The organism is Thiothrix unzii, from assembly GCF_017901175.1.
GTDB classification, from domain to species: domain Bacteria; phylum Pseudomonadota; class Gammaproteobacteria; order Thiotrichales; family Thiotrichaceae; genus Thiothrix; species Thiothrix unzii.
Window position 1 is genome coordinate 3226181 of record NZ_CP072793.1, and the last position, 18610, is coordinate 3244790.

The 18610-nt window shown below is 45.9% G+C and carries 13 protein-coding genes; 8 read left to right on the forward strand and 5 right to left on the reverse strand.

What is annotated here, in order from left to right; all coding sequences use genetic code 11:
* Positions 1-11 precede the first annotated feature (11 nt).
* Together J9260_RS16175 and J9260_RS16180 are read right to left on the reverse strand one after the other, a co-directional pair.
* Positions 12-1826: a patatin-like phospholipase family protein gene (locus J9260_RS16175; protein ID WP_210218744.1), complete on the reverse strand. Its 1815-nt coding sequence runs from the start codon at positions 1824-1826 to the stop codon at positions 12-14.
* A 20-nt stretch (positions 1827-1846) separates the two neighbouring features.
* Entirely contained in the window at positions 1847-4078 is a 2232-nt protein-coding gene (locus tag J9260_RS16180) for a CHASE2 domain-containing protein (protein WP_281419400.1), read from the reverse strand.
* A gap of 182 nt (positions 4079-4260) precedes the next feature.
* On the opposite strand from J9260_RS16180, the gene J9260_RS16185 reads away from it, so the two are divergent.
* On the forward strand, positions 4261-5346 hold the full coding sequence (locus tag J9260_RS16185; protein ID WP_210218746.1) for a tetratricopeptide repeat protein: 1086 nt from the start codon (positions 4261-4263) through the stop codon (positions 5344-5346).
* Between the two features lie 17 nt (positions 5347-5363).
* Here J9260_RS16185 and J9260_RS16190 read toward each other — a convergent pair whose 3' ends face one another.
* Complete coding sequence (locus J9260_RS16190) at positions 5364-6584, reverse strand: IS256 family transposase (protein ID WP_210217517.1); 1221 nt, start codon at positions 6582-6584, stop codon at positions 5364-5366.
* A gap of 30 nt (positions 6585-6614) precedes the next feature.
* Here J9260_RS16190 and J9260_RS18710 point away from each other — a divergent pair, with 30 nt between their 5' ends.
* Together J9260_RS18710 and J9260_RS16200 are read left to right on the forward strand one after the other, a co-directional pair.
* Positions 6615-6890, forward strand: coding sequence for a DUF2860 family protein (locus J9260_RS18710; RefSeq protein ID WP_281419482.1), 276 nt, complete (start codon positions 6615-6617; stop codon positions 6888-6890).
* A gap of 13 nt (positions 6891-6903) precedes the next feature.
* Positions 6904-8403 carry a FecR family protein gene (locus J9260_RS16200; RefSeq protein ID WP_210218747.1) on the forward strand — a complete coding sequence of 500 codons (1500 nt, stop codon included), beginning with the start codon at positions 6904-6906 and terminating at the stop codon, positions 8401-8403.
* Positions 8404-8421: 18 nt separating this feature from the next.
* Here J9260_RS16200 and J9260_RS16205 read toward each other — a convergent pair whose 3' ends face one another.
* Both J9260_RS16205 and J9260_RS16210 read right to left on the reverse strand, forming a co-directional pair.
* Positions 8422-8886 carry a hypothetical protein gene (locus J9260_RS16205; protein ID WP_210218748.1) on the reverse strand — a complete coding sequence of 155 codons (465 nt, stop codon included), beginning with the start codon at positions 8884-8886 and terminating at the stop codon, positions 8422-8424.
* A complete protein-coding gene (locus J9260_RS16210; protein ID WP_210218749.1) occupies positions 8876-11344 on the reverse strand; it encodes an FAD-dependent oxidoreductase in 2469 nt (822 codons plus the stop codon). The genes J9260_RS16205 and J9260_RS16210 overlap by 11 nt, the downstream gene beginning before the upstream one ends.
* 820 nt (positions 11345-12164) lie before the next feature.
* Here J9260_RS16210 and J9260_RS16215 point away from each other — a divergent pair.
* The 5 genes from J9260_RS16215 to J9260_RS16235 all read left to right on the forward strand — a co-directional run bounded on the left by J9260_RS16215 (position 12165) and on the right by J9260_RS16235 (position 18604).
* A complete protein-coding gene (locus J9260_RS16215; protein WP_210218750.1) occupies positions 12165-14147 on the forward strand; it encodes a HEAT repeat domain-containing protein in 1983 nt (660 codons plus the stop codon).
* A 7-nt stretch (positions 14148-14154) separates the two neighbouring features.
* Entirely contained in the window at positions 14155-14592 is a 438-nt protein-coding gene (locus J9260_RS16220) for a cyclic nucleotide-binding domain-containing protein (RefSeq protein WP_210218751.1), read from the forward strand.
* A gap of 20 nt (positions 14593-14612) precedes the next feature.
* Positions 14613-15341 (forward strand): hypothetical protein, encoded by a 729-nt coding sequence (locus J9260_RS16225; protein WP_210218752.1) that lies wholly within the window; start codon positions 14613-14615, stop codon positions 15339-15341.
* Positions 15342-15501: 160 nt separating this feature from the next.
* Positions 15502-16725 carry a GGDEF domain-containing protein gene (locus tag J9260_RS16230; RefSeq protein WP_210218753.1) on the forward strand — a complete coding sequence of 408 codons (1224 nt, stop codon included), beginning with the start codon at positions 15502-15504 and terminating at the stop codon, positions 16723-16725.
* Between the two features lie 313 nt (positions 16726-17038).
* A complete protein-coding gene (locus tag J9260_RS16235) occupies positions 17039-18604 on the forward strand; it encodes a tetratricopeptide repeat protein (protein ID WP_210218754.1) in 1566 nt (521 codons plus the stop codon).
* Positions 18605-18610 lie beyond the last annotated feature (6 nt).

Below are 18610 nucleotides of genomic sequence, written 5' to 3' on the forward strand. Positions count from 1 at the left end.
TGCTTGCCCGTTTAAACCTGACCAAGCAAGGTTGCGTAGTTTTGTTTGAGGTCGGGCATAACATTCATCGCGGCCTCGTAACCTATTTCAAATAAACGCGAGCCAGCAGTGAAATCTTCAAAAGCACAGCTTGAGGTGTTTGGCTTAATTAGGAAATCGCTATCCGTCATATGCAGTGTGGACAAGCTTTGATAGCTAACTTCCAGTACCCGGTTGAGTGTTGAGAAGTAACCAGCCGTTGTGGTTTTGAGGTTTGTTCGGGCATTTCCACCAAAATCCGGGGAGAGCTGGCTACCAACGTCAATAGAAACAATGTAATCCATCTTTTGTTGGCGCAATACTGAAGTGGGAACATTGATCAGCACCCCACCATCCACCAAGGCTTTACCATCACGGAAAATGGGTACACCTAGCATCGGGTGATTGATGCTCTCCAATACACTGTTTACCAGATCGCCGCTGGAACGGATAACCGCTTTACCACTGATTAAATCGACGCTCACCATATGCGTTGGTAATAACAGTTGTTCAAACACATAATCGTGCAAATAACGGCGGAAACGTTTTTCCACCAAATGGAAACGGAATAAGCCCATTAAATGCCATGTGCTGCCTTTGGGTAAATAACGCATCCACCAAGGTGGAGTCATTTCACGATTGAACAAATCCAGCAAATGCGGCAAATCAAGTCCACTCGCATACCCAGCGGCAATAATTGCCCCGACACTTGTTCCTGCAATTTGATCGAAATAGAGACCATTTTCCTGAAAAGCGGCTAACACGCCAAGGTGTGCCAAACCTTTTGCTCCCCCACCGCCTAATGCCAAGCCCAGTTGAATACCCTGCATGAGGTGTTGGAATCTTGCTAGGTCAGCATCGCGTAGTTGGTAAGTCACAGGGTCATACTGACAACGCACGGCGTTTTGGCTAATGCCGATTAACTGTGGCGGCGGTGGGGCTAAGCTGCCAAGGCTGGCTTGCACCCATACCATTTGCAAACGACTACCTAACACGGGTTGTTGGTGTAATAAGCCCTTGATAGGTTGTAATACTGAGGTATGGGATGGCTTATCCTGTTCAGCAAGCCACCAGATGCGTTCACATTGCATGAGAAGTATCGGATTGACATGCGCCGCATGAATATCAACAAATAAACATTCGCCATCCGCTGTTTGAGCGAATAGTTGCTGTAATTTTACTGGGTTAACGGTTTCTTGCTCATTGGGTAGCGGATATAAGTGCACGGAGTGTTGAGCAATCCATTGTTCAGTGCGGTCGGAAAATACCAGAGTTTTTCGATGATTACGGGCAATAGCGTTAATCAGTCGTTGTGAAAGAATGCCGGTAATAGGATTAGCATGGACAATGGCAATAATTTTTAACTTATTTCGGTGGGTTTTTCCTGATAACTCAGTACGCAACCAATTGCCAATCGTTCGGCTGATATTGATAGAAAACTCAGGTATCGTTTTCAATAACGTGAAAAAGTTATCTTTGGGTATTTCTAATACCAGCGTATCCATGAGTGCCGTGGCGGATGCAGTGCGCGGGCTGCCGCTCAGTAATGCCAGTTCTCCGAAATGATTACCCCGATGCAGAATATTTAATAATTGCTCTTCGCCACCATCCCCACGCTGTAGGCTCATTCGCACCCGCCCCGACAAAATCAGGAACATACTTTCACCGCTATCACCTTGGCGGCATAACGATTCCCCACTGCGGAAGATGCGCTGGTTAGTTGTTGTCAAAATACGCTGAATGTCCGCCTCTTCAAGCCGTTGGAACAGTTCCCAGCCATTGAAAGGGTTAGTGTTTTGTTGAGTCACAATCCATTCCTATGCATGGGTTATTTGCTGTGATGGGTGAAGCTGCCATCCCAACCATCGGGCACTTGCCCCGCGTGGGTTGCGATGCGTTGCAAGTACAAATGGTATAACTGGGCGTGGCTTGCATTTTCCGCAGCTAATGTGATCAGTTGTTGTTGGGCAATTTTCCATTGTCCGTTGCGGTAGCTATCTAATGCTTGCTGGTGTTTTACCAAATGTTCGTTGGTGGCAGGGGTAAGCTGTTGGCGCAGGGCGACGGGTTCATAAATCCGCACGGCTTCGTTACGCCCTTTGACCCGGACAAAATCAATCAAACGGAAAGCAAGTGTTGGGCATTGCAATACCGTGTCTTCACTGACCAGAATACCAACACCGTAGTATTTGGTTAAACTTTCCAAACGTGAACCCAGATTGACAGCATCACCGAGGACAGTGTACGCCCGCCGGTATTCCGACCCCATATCACCCACATTCATTTCGCCTGTGTTGATACCAATCCCAGCAGCAACCGTTTGCTTGAGTCCTAAGGTTTTAAACTCATCCTGCATCGCTTGGATTTTGGTTTGCATTGCTAATGCTGCCAACACCGCGTGTTCCGCATGAGCAGGATCAGGCAGTGGCGCACCCCAAAAAGCCATCACTAAATCACCGACGTATTTGTCAATCGTCCCTTGGTGATCGAAAATAATGGCGGTAATCGGGGTTAAATAATGATTCAGGAAACGTTTGAGTTGCTGTGTAGTTAGATGCTCGGAAATAGCGGTAAAACTGCGTATATCTGAAAATAATACAGTCATTTCATGACGCTCACCATCAGTATTTAATGCGATGCGATTTTCTAATAAACGTTTAATATGCTCCCGTGGCACGTATTGCCCAAAAACATCATGGATGTATTGGCGCGTGCTGTGTTCTTTTAACAAACGGTGCAATATAAAAAAGCTACTCGTTGTGGAAACCAATAAAACAGGTGAAAATAAAGTTATGGCAATATGCCATTTTTCCCACAACCCTATATTAAATAAAATAACACTTAACAATAATATTGTACCGATGAATATCAGTTGGCTAGGTTTGAGGTTTGGGTAAATCCATAACATCAGCAGGCTAAGCAAGAGCATTTCCGTGATAATTGCACCATCACTCCACTCAGGGGTAAAGGGCAGTATCTCTGGGTTTAATAAACCATGAATTAAAGTAGCTTGTACCTCAACACCCGGATAGGCTGGTTGAAAGGGCGTTGTCCTAATATCTGCCAAGCCCTTAGCCGATGTACCTATCAGTACAATAGCATCAGTCAGGTCAGTGGTGATTTTTCCGTGTAATACCGTAGAAGCAGATAGAGAAGGGAATAATCCAGCCTTTCCTAGAAAAGGTACATTAATTTGTCCAACCGCATCGGTACGGATACTTTTTCCTGCTAATAAGATATGGGTAATCACATCTACATTGCCTACCCGTTGGGTCTTGATATTCAACGGTTCAGTTTCTGCCCCCAAATAATGGCGTACCGTCTCTAAAGCGAGTGAGGTGTATAGTTTTCCTGAAAATTCAAGGATTAATGGACTGCGACGTATCACGCCATCATCATCAGGAAAAACGTTGAAAAAACCGTTATGAGCAGCATTATTGGTTAGTTTTTCAAGGTTTGCGGTGTAACCACGCATGATCAAACCATTGGGTAAGCTATCAATGGTTTCATCCCATAATAAGTTACTTGGCTTTATCACACCTTTTTCAAAATGAGTATCATGATGAAATAAATACCCAAAGATAATGCCTTTATCTTTAATGATGTTAGCGAATATTTGATCAGCATCCAGCACGTCACGCAAACCTGTTAAGTCGGGTTGTAACGTGGATTGTTCCGGTGGAATATTGGCTAATATGGTATCAACCGGATTTTCCTCTGGCTCGGCAAAGGTGACATCAAAAGCAATGACTGCCGCACCTGATTTATTTAATATCTCTACCAATCGTGCAAGTTTCCGACGACTCCACGGCCACTGCCCTTCTTCTTGTAAACTGGCTTCATCAATATCGACGATGACAATAGGTGGTACTCGGTTCAATGCGCTTTCTGTACTGAGGCGCAGTCGTAAATCATAAGTAAGCGCATCAATCCGTTGTATAAAACTGTTGGCAAAAGGCATGTGGCCTAAGTGCAACAAGCAAAAAAAGATGAGTAAGCCAATTCCGACAGCAAGTGGTGAAACCCTGATGTGTTGAAAGACTTTTATCAATTCATTCACCAAATGATTAAGCGTGTTTATGTATTTTAGTATCAAATGTTACTTATATAGCACATCAACAGCCAAGTGGTCTTATTAAAAAGATTAGTGGTCTATAAGCAAGAAGACAAAATCAAAAATAGTAACTACACTCAAAGAAAAAATACCCCAACAGATGATGCATGTCAGTAGAGAATTTATTAATGTTTAAAACCAGTACCAAAGTTTTTTCTATTGCCTGTGCATTAGCTTCCCCTAGTTTAGCTCAAGCTAATATTGCGCCATTAGCAACATTAATCGAGCAAGAGAAATACCCAGAGGCATGGAAAACTGCACAAAGTTTGAAAGATACTTACGAAGGTGATCCACGTTTTGATTTCTTTTATGGTGTGGCGGCATTAGAAACTGGAAATTATGATCAAGCGGTTTTTGCGCTTGATCGTGTGGTTGTACATCATCCGGGCATTATCCGTCCCCGCTTGGAACTGGCACGGGCTTATCTGAAACTCAATAATGATCAAGCTGCCTTAAAAGAATTTCGTGATGTATTGCAACTTAACCCGCCAGCACGGGTACGCCAAAAGGTGAATGCCTATATCCAGCAGTTGGGAAAGCGTAGCGCACAAGCGCGGCAGTCCGTCCTAAATGGTATGGCAACTATAGCAGTTGGTTATGATAGCAATATGAATGCAGGCGTTGGTGAATCTATTATCAACACCCCGATTTTTGGAAATGTCACATTGAAAGACAGTGCGGTGGCACAGGATTCTGCCTTCACTGAAGTTCAAGGGCAGGAAGCTTATCGTTACATTCAATCTCCTGATCGAACCTGGTTTGTAAAGGGTAAGCTGGGGCATAAGCGTTATGCGCAGTCCAAAGCGTTCAGTACTAGCGAAGGTGAGCTAGAGGTCGGCACAACCTTGACTCAAGGCCAACTCCAATACCAAGTGAGTGCCCGTCATCAGGCGTTATATGTGGATGAAAAAGCTTACAACAGCAGTAATGCGTTGGAAGGTGTGGTTGCCCGCGATCTTAGTAATGGTCATGTGGTTGCCGCCTCACTGACATTGGAAGATATTAAAAATAAACAACAAGCCCTTCAAGATAACCAACGTATCCAAGCCACAGGGCAATACCGTTTTACCACAGGAAATAATACCCGCCATCAGGTCGATATTTTCGCAGGACATGAGCATCCAGAGGAAGAGGCCGGTCGACGTTTTAGCAGGGATATGGTTGGGGGTGGCTATAGTGCAGTGCATACGTGGAATAGCGAGTCTGTCAAATAAACTGTGTAACACGTTTTTCATAGGGCGGAGAGCGGAACCCGCTCTTCACCGAACATAAGTAAAAAAGTCTGCAAAGCGGGTTTCCAGTGGTGAATGACCGACCACTTTTGCGAGGCTTCGCGTACCGCCAAATACAGGCTTTTGAGGGCTGAACTGTCATTGGGAAAGATGCGCCGGTTGCGGGTAAACTTGCGCAAACTCATGTTCAGGGATTCAATCGCATTGGTGGTGTAAATCACTTTGCGGATCTCCGGCTGGAACTGGAAAAACGGGATGACATTCGCCCAGTTACCGCGCCATAGACGCACGACTGCTTTGTATTTGTTACCCCATTCGGTGTCGAGGGCTTCCAGTTCGTGTTCGGCTTCTTCAGCAGTGCTGGACTGGTAAATGCGCTTGAGGGCAGCGACCACACCTTTGGTATCCTTGGCGGTGACGTAGCGCAAGCTGGCGCGAACCATGTGTACCATGCACAACTGGGTCAGCGTTTTGGGGAAGACCGCGTTGACGGCTTCAGGCAAGCCGTTTAAGCCATCCATGCACGCCACGTAGATGTCTTGTACGCCCCGGTGGCGTAGTTCCGTCAAGACCGATAACCAGAACTTGGCACCTTCATTTTCTGCCAACCAGATGCCCAACACGTCCTTTTCACCGCGTAAGTTGACCGCCAATACCACATGGGCTGATTTATTGATGACCTGCTTATCTTGTTGAACTTTAACGACAATCCCATCGAGCCAGACAATCGGGTAGATATTATCCAGTGCTCGCGTCTGCCACGCTTTAGCTTCGCCCTGAACGGCTTCGGTTACTTCCGCGATCAGCGTATGCGAGATGTCCACCCCGTACAGGCGTTTGATCGTGTCTTCGATGTCGCGGGTGGTCATGCCTTTGGCGTACAGCGTCAGGATGTGTTCTTCCATCCCTGCTAACCGTATTTGGCGTTTTTGTATCAACTTCGGCTCAAAGCTGCCATCACGGTCACGCGGTGTCTCTACCTGCAACTCACCAAATTCGCCTTTGATGGTCTTGTTGCCTTTGCCGTTACGGGTATTGCTGCGCCGTTGCCCGGCTTCGCTACGCTCACCCTTGTCGTAGTTTAGGTGCACATCCAATTCGGCTTCCAAGCTGCGGTTGATCATCCGCTGCAAGAGCTGGCTGTAAAGGTTTTTGACATCAGCAGGCGTTTTGCAATCGCTGAGTAAGTCATCCATGAGTTTCGGGTCGAGGCGTTCCATGTTACTGCTCCTTCTTGGGATTCACGTTATATAGCAGTTACACAGTTCAGTTTACAGTCTCGGAATAGCCGACATTCATCCTCCGTTGGATTGAATGTGCAACAACGCCAGCATCAGGCTAAAGACCCTATTTATAACCAAAAACGTAAAGATACCCGCGTTACATTACAAATAGGGCATCAAATTCGTGTCAGTAAAAACACTTCCGTATTTGCAGAAGCAGGTCATACAGATAACGACAGTAATTTGGGGTTGTATGACACCGATAAACGTTATGTCAAAACTGGCATCAATTACCATTTTTGACAGGATGTAATTTATGATTATCCAAAAAAATGTAAGCAGCACTCCTGTTTTTCCAAAGCGTTATGTCATTGTGGTGTTGTTATGTTCACCTTTGAGCCTCGCGGCATCAGAATCCCCGATTGGTAAAACTTTACTGGCACAGGGGGCAGTAAGTGCGGAAGGGCAGCAGGCTAAACGTGAGTTGAAACGCCAAGACCCGGTGTTTCAGCAAGATATTATACGCACAGGGGGGAATGCGTTTGCTCAATTACGCATGATGGACAACGCTTACCTCAGTTTGCAGGAAAATACCGTATTACGTTTGGTTGAATACCAACCAAAAACAGACATTGCCGCCGATGGTGAGGTTACGATGGATTTGTTGTCAGGTGGTTTGCGTACCATTACTGGCGCATTTGGTAAGAAAGATAAAGCCGATTATCAACTGAACACCCCATTGGCGACGATTGGAATTCGTGGGACAAAGTACGAAGTTGTGCTTGTGCCCGGTGGGATGCACGTTGCCGTTTGGGAAGGCAAAGTAAAAGTCAGTGCCCGCAATGGCAAATGTGAGGCAACGCTGGGTGATGGGCAGGATTTTCAGTACATCTACATTTCCAAACAAGGGGATTGTCAACCCCAGAAACAAGTGCCGAAGAATTTTCAGGATGGGCATCGCCCTAGTGTCCGTTCGGAGGATGAAACACGTGACGGCAGTGAGCTTTCCGAAGATGGGCAATCCCGTATTGTAAGTACGCCCACACCTACACCAGATCCCCCATTGCCACTGAATGCGTTTATCTTAGGACAACAAAATCCTGTATTGCCAGCGGCGGGGCGCGTTGCTCCCTTAGCCTCTGGTATTGGCTCAATAAGTATTAAATCAGGCCGTGCCAATGCCCTTGATGTAGCCAACCCTTCCATTCAAGCCGGTGGCAAATTGCTCACGACGAGTTCGGGACAAGCTAATTCTTTTCAGCAAAATATTGGCGGTTATCCAGTTAGTTGGGGGAAATGGGATAGTTATGATATGCAGGATAATCTTGCATCACCAAAATCACCTTCTGGAGATGCTGACGGGTTGATCTGGTCAGCATACCAACCTTCTGCTCCAGACGTTGTGGGTGCTAAAACCGGAACCGTGTATTACGGGAACACTGTCGGTTATTTAGCCGAGAGTACCGGGGGGGATGTTGGTTACTTAAGTGCAACCATGAACGTCAACTTTGATGCAGCGACGGTGGAAAATGGTCGAATTTTCGTTCGTGACACGACCCAAGTATGGGATGGTCGCTTTAATGGGCAAATTGAGAATGGCGATCTTTCCTTGAACTTCCAGAATGGCACTGTATCACCTATTGTTAGTGGTGCGACTGATGGTGGTGGCAGCCCCGTAACAGGTTTTATTGATGGCGATTTCGTCGGGGATAATGCCAACGCCGTTACCGGGGCTTTTGGTATGATTGACGATACAGATGCTAACAATCAAGTTCAGGGAATCTTTTTGGTGGATGATCACCTGAGAGGAGACTAGGTTTCTTCGCTTTATCTGTCAGCGGAATGGGAAAAAACGCATTGGTGATGACATTTTATCAACATCTTGGCTCATCATTCCCACCTGCCCGGTCATAATACCGAGGTGGTAATTGATGTATTGGGTACTGGCCTGCATCGTACCAATGGATTGGTTCATGACACCCATTTGCTGGTTGACCAGTTTAAAGCTGCGTTCCATTTCGGTGACGTTAGTGCTAATGGTCTGGATATTATTCGACATATCATGAATATGTCGCGATAGTGATTGCACCAGAAAAAATAAAATCCCATTAATCAATAACATTCCGATTACACCATAACGTAAAATTTGGGTGGTACGTCGTCCAATACGTATGCTTAATTCTTCGCGACGTTGCATGGCTTGGTTGAATTCCGCCATGGCTTGACGATTATCTTTAACAATGGCACTGAAAACATTCAGCACATCGTGTGGCTCTACCGATTTTTCTTCAGTTTGCATAAGAAGACTCCAGCGTATCCGTCCATGTGTTTAAACCGTTGTGTAATCCGAAAGCCTGAAAACCGTTTTGGCGCAGGATCATGGCAGCAACGGCACTACGTTTACCTGAGAGACAACAGGTTAGGTAATTTTTGCTGTTATCCAGTTCACTGAGGCGTGAGCGCAACTCCGGTAACGGGATGAGAATGGCATCGGGAATGTGGCCTTCCTCATATTCTTCTTCATAGCGCACATCTAAGATATTATGACCTTGTGCTATCAAGACTTTAGCTGTATCCACTTCAACTTCTTGCACCAATGGTTGACGAATAAGCTCCAGAAAATCCTCGCGGCTTAAGCGTAATAACACGCCATCACTCACCATTTTAATGCTGGCATTGCGCGTTCCGCCTGTGACTAAGGCTTCTTCGCCGAAATGATCGCCTATGCCCAATTCTGCAACTTTTTGTTGGGTATCATCGTAAAGCCCCTGTTGCCAAACTTCAGCAAGCCCTTCTTTTATAATGTAAAAATAGTTACCTTTTTCACCTTGCTTCATGATTTCTTGGTTGGCTGTGGCAGTGATGGTTTCCATGCGACGGAAAGCTTCTGCGACATTTTCCAAAGGTAGGTTCATAAACACTTTGGGATTGTGCAGCAAGGCCAGTTCAGCCGATAAGTCCATATTGTCGGGTAAGTTTTCCCGCATAATCTCCCAAGACAAGATAAAGTCCATCTGCTCACGTGCTGCATGGCAAGCAACCTTATCGGTATGGCAATTGTCCAAATTAAACCATGTCTTTTCCCCGCCGGATAACAGGCTGGCACGGAAACCTAAATTGCTCAAAAGACGCACAGCATTGTAAGCTCGCGCTCCCACTGCGCAAGAAACTTGGATTTCCTGATGTTTGGGTAATTCATGTTGGCGTTGGCGCAAACTATTGAGCGGGATATGGATAGCATTGGGCAAAGCACGGGTGGCAACTTCATGGGCTTCGCGCACATCCAATACCACACTGCCCGTTTTACCCATTTCATTCCAATGTGTAATGGATAAATCCCCGCGCATTTCATTGGCGGCAATCATGCCAATAACATTGATTGCATCTTTTGCCGCACCGTATTGAGGGGCATAACATAATTCGGCTTCTTCCAAATCAAAGACTGTGGCCTTCATTTGGATAGCCATTGCAATCACATCAATACGTCGGGCAATCCCTGCTTCACCTACTGCTTGTGCGCCTAATACACGTCCATCATTTTTATCAAATAATAACTTAATAAAAATTGGTTTTGCACCGGGATAATAACTCACATGGTCGTTGGGATGAGCGTATACCACGCCATATTCCATGTCATTATGTTGTTTCAAGGTTTTTTCATTTAACCCCGTACTGGCAATAGTGACACCAAATAATCCACAAATTGCTGTACCTTGTACGCCACGAAAAAAACGTCCGCGCCCCACTAACATATCTGCAACAATTCGACCTTGACGGTTAGCGGGCCCCGCTAGGGGTAATGCTGTTTTTTTGCCGGAAATAACATTTCTGACTTCAATACAGTCACCAATCGCATAAATATAAGGATCACTAGTACGCAGATTTTTATCGACCAGAATATGACCTTGCAAACCTAAATTGAGGCTAGCATCCTGTGCCAATTTGTTCTCTGGGGTGACACCAATAGCAAGTATCACCAAATCAGCCACCAGTATTTTCCCGCTTTCTGTATGTACATTCAGGCCATGCTTTCCTTGGGTAAAGGCGGTTACGCCATCACCTAGATAGAGAGCAACACCGTGTTGTTGCAAAATCGTGCGCAAGGGAATGGTCATTTCCTGATCTAATGTGGGCAATACTTGCAAGTTACGCTCCACCAGTGAGGTATGGATGCCTAATTGGATAAGGTTTTCCACCATTTCCAAACCGATGAAACCGCCACCGATGACCACGGCACGTTTGGCTCTATGGTTTTGAATCCAGTCCTTGATCTGTTGGCTATCCGGGACAGTGCGCAGTGAGAAAATCCCTGCCAACTCGATGCCCGGTAAATCAGGGCGAATGGGTCTTGCACCGGGAGCGAGTACTAACTCATCATAAGATTCGGTGTAACTTGTCCCATCTTGATGATTCAATACCGTCAGCGTTTTAGTGGCAGGATCAATCTTCGTCACTTCTGCTAGAATTCGTGCATCAATACGGAATCGTTCCTTAAATAAATCCACATTAGCAAGAAATAAACTATTTTTATCTTGAATCGTGCCGCCAATGTAATAAGGAAGACCGCAATTGGCAAAAGAAACGTAAGGCCCTCGCTCCAATAAAATAATATCAATGGTTTCGTTATGACGGCGCAACCGGGTTGCACAAGATGCACCTCCGGCTACACCGCCAATGATAATAATTCTGCGATTGTGCTCAGCCATAGGGCTTCCTCCTTGAATGCGGTGTGATTTATTTGTATTGATAACGGTCAAGTATAGGCGTATTTTTAGGGTATTTTCTCTGAGTCAGATAAACTGTAGCAACAATCTTACCAATGGATTCATTAAAGCTATTAAGTAGTGCATAAATTCAATAATAATTAACAATAAATTTTATTCTTCAAGGATGTAGATATTGGATAAATTTTGGCAGGCATTACTCATTCGTCCCGGTGAACGTGCCAGTGTGGTTTACTTCTTTACCATCTTCTTTCTGGTGGAAGGTGGACTTTCCATTGGTAATGCCGTTGCCAACACCTTGTTTCTAAAACGTTATGGTGTCGAGAATTTGCCACTCATGTATGGGCTGATCGGGGTTGCCCTTGCGTGTAGTGCCATCATTTATGCAGCTACACTAGCGCGTTTGTCTGCGGAGCGTGGATTTCAACGTTTATTGGGGTTGTTAGGGTGCATATTGTTGTTGTGTTGGTGGGGAATCAGTACGCTGCAACTCGATATACTCTACCCTCTATATTTTATGCTGTATGAAATATTTTCAGAATTATTGGTGATTCATATCAGTCTGTATTTATCACAAAATTTAGATTTCCAAGAAAGCAAGCGGTTGACCTCAGTTATTATGGCTGGCTCTCAGGTGGGTATTGTCTTTGGTGGTTTTTTATTGGTTGGATTGGTGTCTTTCTTAAACATACAGCACTTTTTATTTATATGGTTTTTATTTATTGCTGTAACTTTTATTTTAGTGCGATTCTGGCATAAGCGGCGCGGTGTCTCACCATTTTTTCGATTTGATGTTAAACAAACATCAGGGGCTTTACATATAATGCATGAGGTAGGGATGAGAATACGACTCATGCATTATTCACCTTTATTAAAAGCGGCAATGGCATCGCTTTTCTTTTTAGTGATAACTTTTTATTTAATCGCTTATTTAATCAATGTGGTTTTTAGCCAGTCATTTACCAATGAAACAGAAATGGCACAGTTTTTTGGGATATTGACGACTATTAACAGTGTGGTCGGATTATTACTGCAAGTGCTACTGACCAATCGCTTGCTCCAATGGTTTGGGGTAAAAAATGTTAATCTAATTTTTCCTGTTACCAGTTTTGCTAGCTTGTTGGCATTATTTTTTAGCTTTAGTTTACCCGCAGCCGTTATGGGGAGCTTTAACCGTGATGCATTGATGAATGCATTTCGTGATCCGGTATGGGAAATCATGTTAAAAGTATTGCCTGCAAGTGCCCAAGGGCGTATTCGTGCGATGATCCTGGCAGTGGTTATTCCCTTAGCTTTATTGGTATCGGGTTTGGGATTGTGGTTGCTGCAATCTTGGTTTGATACTACAACGATGGTTTGGGTTGGAATGGCTACGGCTCTTGTTTACGGTTATTGTAACTGGCGGATGAATATTGCGTATCTGGATGAAATAATAACCTATTTAAAGCGTAAACTCAGTTTTAAAACGAATCGGGATTTTTTATCCGAAAAACCGGACAGCAAATTGTTACAAACGTTACGGGATGGCGTTTATCAGGAAGATCCTCAAGTTGCCTTGGCATTTGCCAATACCTTAGTCCAAGCATTTCCCGAACAGGCAGTTACTGTTGTTATGGGGCGACTTAAAATGACGGCGGATATTACTTTTTATGATGAACTTCTCTGTGTATTGACACCATTGGGGCGAGACTATCTGGAAAAACCGTTACTTAATCTGCTGCCATCTGCCGCTCCTAGCCATGCGGCAGCAATATTGTGGGTATTGTTTCATGTGCGCAGTCCTGCGATAGCCGCCCTACCCAGCATGTTGCTGTTGAGTAGTTGTCCTCGTACCCAAGCCAGCGGTGTCTATGGTGCGTATGTTAACGGGTTTCAAACGACGCTCTGGCAAAGTGCCAGTGAAGTTTGGAATGAGTTGCTGCAAGCCCAGGAGGTGTCTAGCAATTTGTTAGGTTTGCGCCTGTTGCGTAGCATTAATCATCAACAGGGTAATTCTGTTGATAATGAAAACCCGGTTATGCCACCGGATTTTCCCGCCAGTGTCTTGCATTTGTGGTTAGGTGGTGACGGTGTGTTACAGCAGGCAATTTTAAAAACATTACGCCTGCTTCCGACTGCCCAGTTTGCCCCGTTATTGCCCGTATTGGGTAAAGCATTACAGCAAGATGATCCGGCATTGCGCCTTGCTTGTGTTGCCGTGTGCGGTGGTGAGGGTCATGCCAGTGGTTATCGTTTATTACACACGGCTTTGGATGACCCGCATCCTGATGTACGTAAATTGGCGGTTAACCAAATTCAGCAGCAAGTGGGGAATCAGGGGCTTAAACCATTACTGCAACGCGGTACGCCCCGGATGCAATCGGCTGTTGTGTGGCAATTGCTGAAAGATGAAGCGGAGCAAAGCTATTTGCAAGATGTGGCAACGTGTAAAGCCGTGCAGGCACAACAATTCGCCATGGTTTGGATGCTGTTAAAGCAGATGCAAACACCTGATGATGCACAGAAACTGTTGCTGATTGTGGTGAAAGAGCGCGTCAACGCCGTGTTGCAAATTGCTTTACAAGCGTTACAAACGTCGCGCAATGCGGATGCCATCAAGGTAATCCGGGCAGGTTTGGAAACCGGGGATCGCTGTTTACAAGGTTCGGCACGAGAGGCATTGCTGTATTTACCGCACCGAGGTGTTCAAAAAACCTTGTGTGGAGTGTTGGAACAGGAGGTACAGGTCGATAGGCAGCAATTCCCCGATGTATTGGCAGCAGTGCGCTGGTGTTCCGGTCAACCTGATCCGTGGTTACAGGGATGCGCCCAATATGTTTTGATGCGCCAGACGTGAGGGGCTTATGGCAGTAGATATTTACCGAATTATCCTATTGTTGAAATCGTCCAGTGTGTTTTCCCAAGTGAGTACCGATGACTTGCGCCAAGTCGCATTGGCGATGGAGGAAGAACGTTACTTGGTGGGCGAGCATATTTTTGATCAAGGCCAGTTTGGTGATCATATGTACGTTTTGCAGGCGGGGCGGGTTGGTATTTCTTTGCGCACAGGTAATCGCAGCGAGTGCCTTGCTGAATTGGGGGCTGGGGAGTGTTTCGGTGAAATGAATTTGCTGGATGATTTGCCACGTTCTGCCACCGCTTATGCATTGGAAGATGTAATCGTCTTCGCACTGGAAAAACAGCGTTTACGTCAATTGATTTTGCGTTGCCCCGAATTGTCGCTGGGCATTATGCGCAGTCTTAGCTTGCGGCTAAGGGATGCTAACTTAAGGAATGCCTGAAGGCATAAGGATGTGTATTCATGTTATTTAATTTACGTTGGTTTGCGGTCATTGCTGTTTTGTTGCCCACAGGCGCATGGTCGGAGGAGGCATTGCCACCGTTGTTTACCCAAGACCCACACCGTAATGACATGGGATTTTTTGATTTACATTTGTGTAATTGGCCAGAACGCCCCGCTTTTTTTAAAGCATTATTCAGTACCCAGCAGTTTGCGCAAGTAGTAAAAATGGAAGTGCTAGCCCCAGATGGTCATTCCGTTGGTGAGTTAAGTTTGGATAATTTCCGTAGCGTCCATCCTGCGGGTAAGCCAGAAAAACGGGTATTCCTGAATGACCTTGCGGTTCCGAGTGGTAGCAAAGATGGTTGGTATAGCATCCGGGTAACGGATAAGGCAGGCATTGTGCACACTGCCACCGATTATGTGGTGATGGGACGCTTGTTGCCTGCCACTAAACTATTACCCAATACTGAGGATGATATTCCGCTGCCCCAGCAGTTGCAGTGGGACGCAGTGAGTGGTGCAAAGCATTATCAGGTATTCGTGCGTGATGAATTTGCCAATAAGTTGGTCTTTGAATCCAAACTATTGGATAAGCCACAAGTGGCTATTCCTGCCGAAGTGTTACAAGCGGGTGGTTATTACAGTTGGGTTGTCCACGCGCGGGATGTCAATGAGAACATAATCCTTGGTGATTTTAATAGCGGTTCATTGAGTGAAAAGGCGTTTTTTAGTGTGCGCGGAGAGTAATTAAGGGTGGCGAACCACACGCTGTTTACTGGAATTTATTGCACAATTTTTGCTGAAAAAGACTGATTATCTTTTTAGCTTGTACTATTCAATAATTTACATTTATGATCATTGACATAGCGTACTAGTGACGCGCCTCTCCCCTATTGAAGCAACACCAATGAATAAGAAAAATGCTGATTTATTCGTCGACCTGCCATCTGCCTTGTTACAAGGGCAACTCGCGTTTTTGTTACGTCACGGAGCCATGTGGTTCTGGGGTAATTTCTTTGCCGCCAGTTTATTTGTATTTTTGCATTGGCTTGAGGGCGAGCAACCGGTGTTATTAGCCGCGCTGTGGTACGTGGCTATTGTGGCATTGGGTGGCTGGCGTTGGGTATTTGGGCAAAGCTTCGCGCCAACACCAGCCTACGCACATACGCCGGATAGTGTGAGGGCGTTTGGGCGGCGTTATTTAATTTATTCTACGTTGCTGAGTGCATTGTGGGGTGTCTCCGGGGTGATTTTATTTTCTACGCAAGTGCTGGTGCAGGCGACGCACGTATTGCTGCTGGTCGCGGCGGTCATTGCTGCTATGCCGGTGCTGGCGTTATCGTCTGTGGGGTTGTATTTACAGATTGGGGTGGTTTTATCGCCGGTCACGATCAATCTATTGTGGTCAAGTCAGCCCGCGCAACAAGCATTGGCAGTAGCGACATTATTATTGGGGATCTTGTTGGTGATGACTTCGCGGTTTGTAACGCATTTGCTGAATGATTTACGCAAAACCCAGTTACAAATGCAGGAGCAAGCACACACCGATCCGGTGACACAAATTCCTAACCGCCGCTTTTTTGATGCGATTTTTAAAACAGAATGGCGACGCGCCGCACGTGATAGCAATACTTTGTCCTTGCTGATGGTCGATGTGGATCATTTTAAACGTTATAACGATAAGCACGGGCATCACGAAGGTGATAAGTGTTTGCAACGCATTGCGCAGTCGATGAAAACGGTAACGCGGCGTGCGTCAGATGTAGTGGCACGTCACGGTGGTGAAGAGTTTGCGATTTTATTGCCGAATACCGAGTTGGAAGATGCGGTGAAATTGGCAGAAGTGTTGCGTAAAAATGTTGAGGAATTGCGGATTCCACACGCGGATGGCGCATTACCTCGCATTGTAACGGTGAGTATTGGTGTGGCTTGTTGTGCACCGAGCCGTTTAGGGGAATCTCAGCAGCCAGATGCAGCGGTGGTTTACCCCGCTATGTTATTAAATTCAGCGGATCGTGCTTTATATCGTGCTAAGCGTAATGGGCGTAATCAGGTGGCGAAAGAGCAGTGTGGGCAGTCGATGTTGATTTTGCCGGTTGCCCCCGTCGCGGTGACAACGCACGCAGCGTAAATGCGCCCTAGGATTCGTGGTATATTCGTGTCGAAATTCAGAGAATTCGTGTTTTTAGGTGCGAGGTTACAATATTTTTTGTTACCGTAACAAAAAAGCGTCTTGAATGGTACGCATATAACAAACTGATTAATAAAGAAAAAAATAATCATTTCCCTAGTATTGTATTTTCTGATATAAAAATGCCGCCACTTATTTTTGGTGGTTTTTTTAGAAAAAACACAAGAACACGGGATAACAAAATGCTTTTTACTCACAGAGCCCTCTCCGCAAACTTGCGTAGGAGAGTAACGCAGTCGGGTAGTCGTTAGCAATGGCTATAGATACACAACAGGTGATGGCTGAATTACAGCGCATTATCGCGAGTCCGGGATTTCGCGCTAGGAAACTCATTAAAAAATTTCTGCATTACGTGGTTCAGGAAAGTCTGGCAGGACGTGGTGAGCAGTTAAATCAATACACCATTGCGGTCAACGCATTGGGTAAGACGGCTGATTTTTCCCCTATTTATAATCCTATCGTGCGTATTGAAGCGGGGCGTTTACGCAAGTTATTGGATGATTACTACAGCGATGTAGGGCATTTAAATACGGTAATGATTCGGATGCCAAAAGGTTCGTATCAGGTGGAGTTTCAAGCGTGCGAGTCGCAATCACAACAGGCAGTTTACCTCAGTGACGAAGCGCAACCGCGCGTCAGTGAAGGGCCGCGCTTGTTTGTACATTTTCAGATGGTACACGGTGATCACAGTGATGCGTACCCGTTGCTTTACAAGGTACGTGGCGATTTATTGCTGATTTTGAGCCGCTTTCGGAATATCCGGCTGGTATCGTCTGCGTCGATGGATACCGGACACCCGATCAGTGGGCAACGGTTACGCGATGTGTGGGATATTTACCGCGCTGATTATTTGCTGACCTGCGATGTGAACGCGGGTAGCGAGGCGTTGGAGTTGTGTTTTTCGTTAGCGCATACCCCAACGGATGAAACGGTATGGCGCAACACGGTCGCGTTACCCTCCGCCCCTTGCGCTGAAACCTTACAGGCGATGTATCGTCAAGTAACTGCGAATACGGTGTCATTGCATTGTGGGTTAATGCTGCAACATTGGGCGCAACATTGGAACAATACTGTAACCAGTGTGCCGGGGCATCACCGGGTGTTGGTGGCTTATTTGAATTTTTTGCAGGCCATGAGCGTCGAAACCTTTACCCAAGTATTGCAAGTGTGTCGGCAGCGGTTGAAATGTTTTCCTCACGATAGCAAGGCGTTGGTGGTATTTGCGCGGTTGTGTGCGTTTGATGGGGTGTTGCAATACCGTTTAATCGAAGACCGCGATCAGGTGTGGACGCAGGCTGCACGATTGGCGATGAAGCTTGATGTCGGTAATGCGGAAGCGCATTCGGTGTTTGCGCACAACAGTTACATGCGCGGTGATTATGCATTGTGCCGTGCAGAATTGGATGTGGCACGACAAGCGAACCCGTTCGATTTATCCGGTGAATATTTGCATGGCATTGGTTTATGCATGTTAGGTGATTGGGAGGAGGGCATCGCGATTATAAAGCAACTGATGCTTGTGCCTTGTAACAAACCCGATTGGTATCATGTTTTACCGTTTTTATACGCTTTTAATCGCGGCGATTACCTGGAAGCGTTAGCGCACGCGGAACACATTCAACAGTTTGGGTATTGGGGGGAAGTAGCGCGGTGCGTTAGTTACTACCATCTGGGACACTATTCCCGCGCTCAGGCTGAATGGATGCGCTTACAGGAAAAATACCCTGATCTATTGTGTAATAACCGTTTGAGTGATTCGCGATTTTTATCAGACACAGCGTTTCAAGGATTGTGGACAACGTTGCGCTCACTACTGTGAAATAGT

Coding starts and splice junctions, on each gene's coding strand:
- J9260_RS16185 (WP_210218746.1), top strand. CDS start 4,261: ATGTTTAAAACCAGTACCAAAGTTTTTTCTATTGCCTGTGCATTAGCT.
- J9260_RS16190 (WP_210217517.1), bottom strand. CDS start 6,584: ATGGAACGCCTCGACCCGAAACTCATGGATGACTTACTCAGCGATTGC.
- J9260_RS16200 (WP_210218747.1), top strand. CDS start 6,904: ATGATTATCCAAAAAAATGTAAGCAGCACTCCTGTTTTTCCAAAGCGT.
- J9260_RS16205 (WP_210218748.1), bottom strand. CDS start 8,886: ATGCAAACTGAAGAAAAATCGGTAGAGCCACACGATGTGCTGAATGTT.
- J9260_RS16215 (WP_210218750.1), top strand. CDS start 12,165: ATGCATTATTCACCTTTATTAAAAGCGGCAATGGCATCGCTTTTCTTT.
- J9260_RS16220 (WP_210218751.1), top strand. CDS start 14,155: ATGGCAGTAGATATTTACCGAATTATCCTATTGTTGAAATCGTCCAGT.
- J9260_RS16225 (WP_210218752.1), top strand. CDS start 14,613: ATGTTATTTAATTTACGTTGGTTTGCGGTCATTGCTGTTTTGTTGCCC.
- J9260_RS16230 (WP_210218753.1), top strand. CDS start 15,502: ATGAATAAGAAAAATGCTGATTTATTCGTCGACCTGCCATCTGCCTTG.
- J9260_RS16235 (WP_210218754.1), top strand. CDS start 17,039: ATGGCTATAGATACACAACAGGTGATGGCTGAATTACAGCGCATTATC.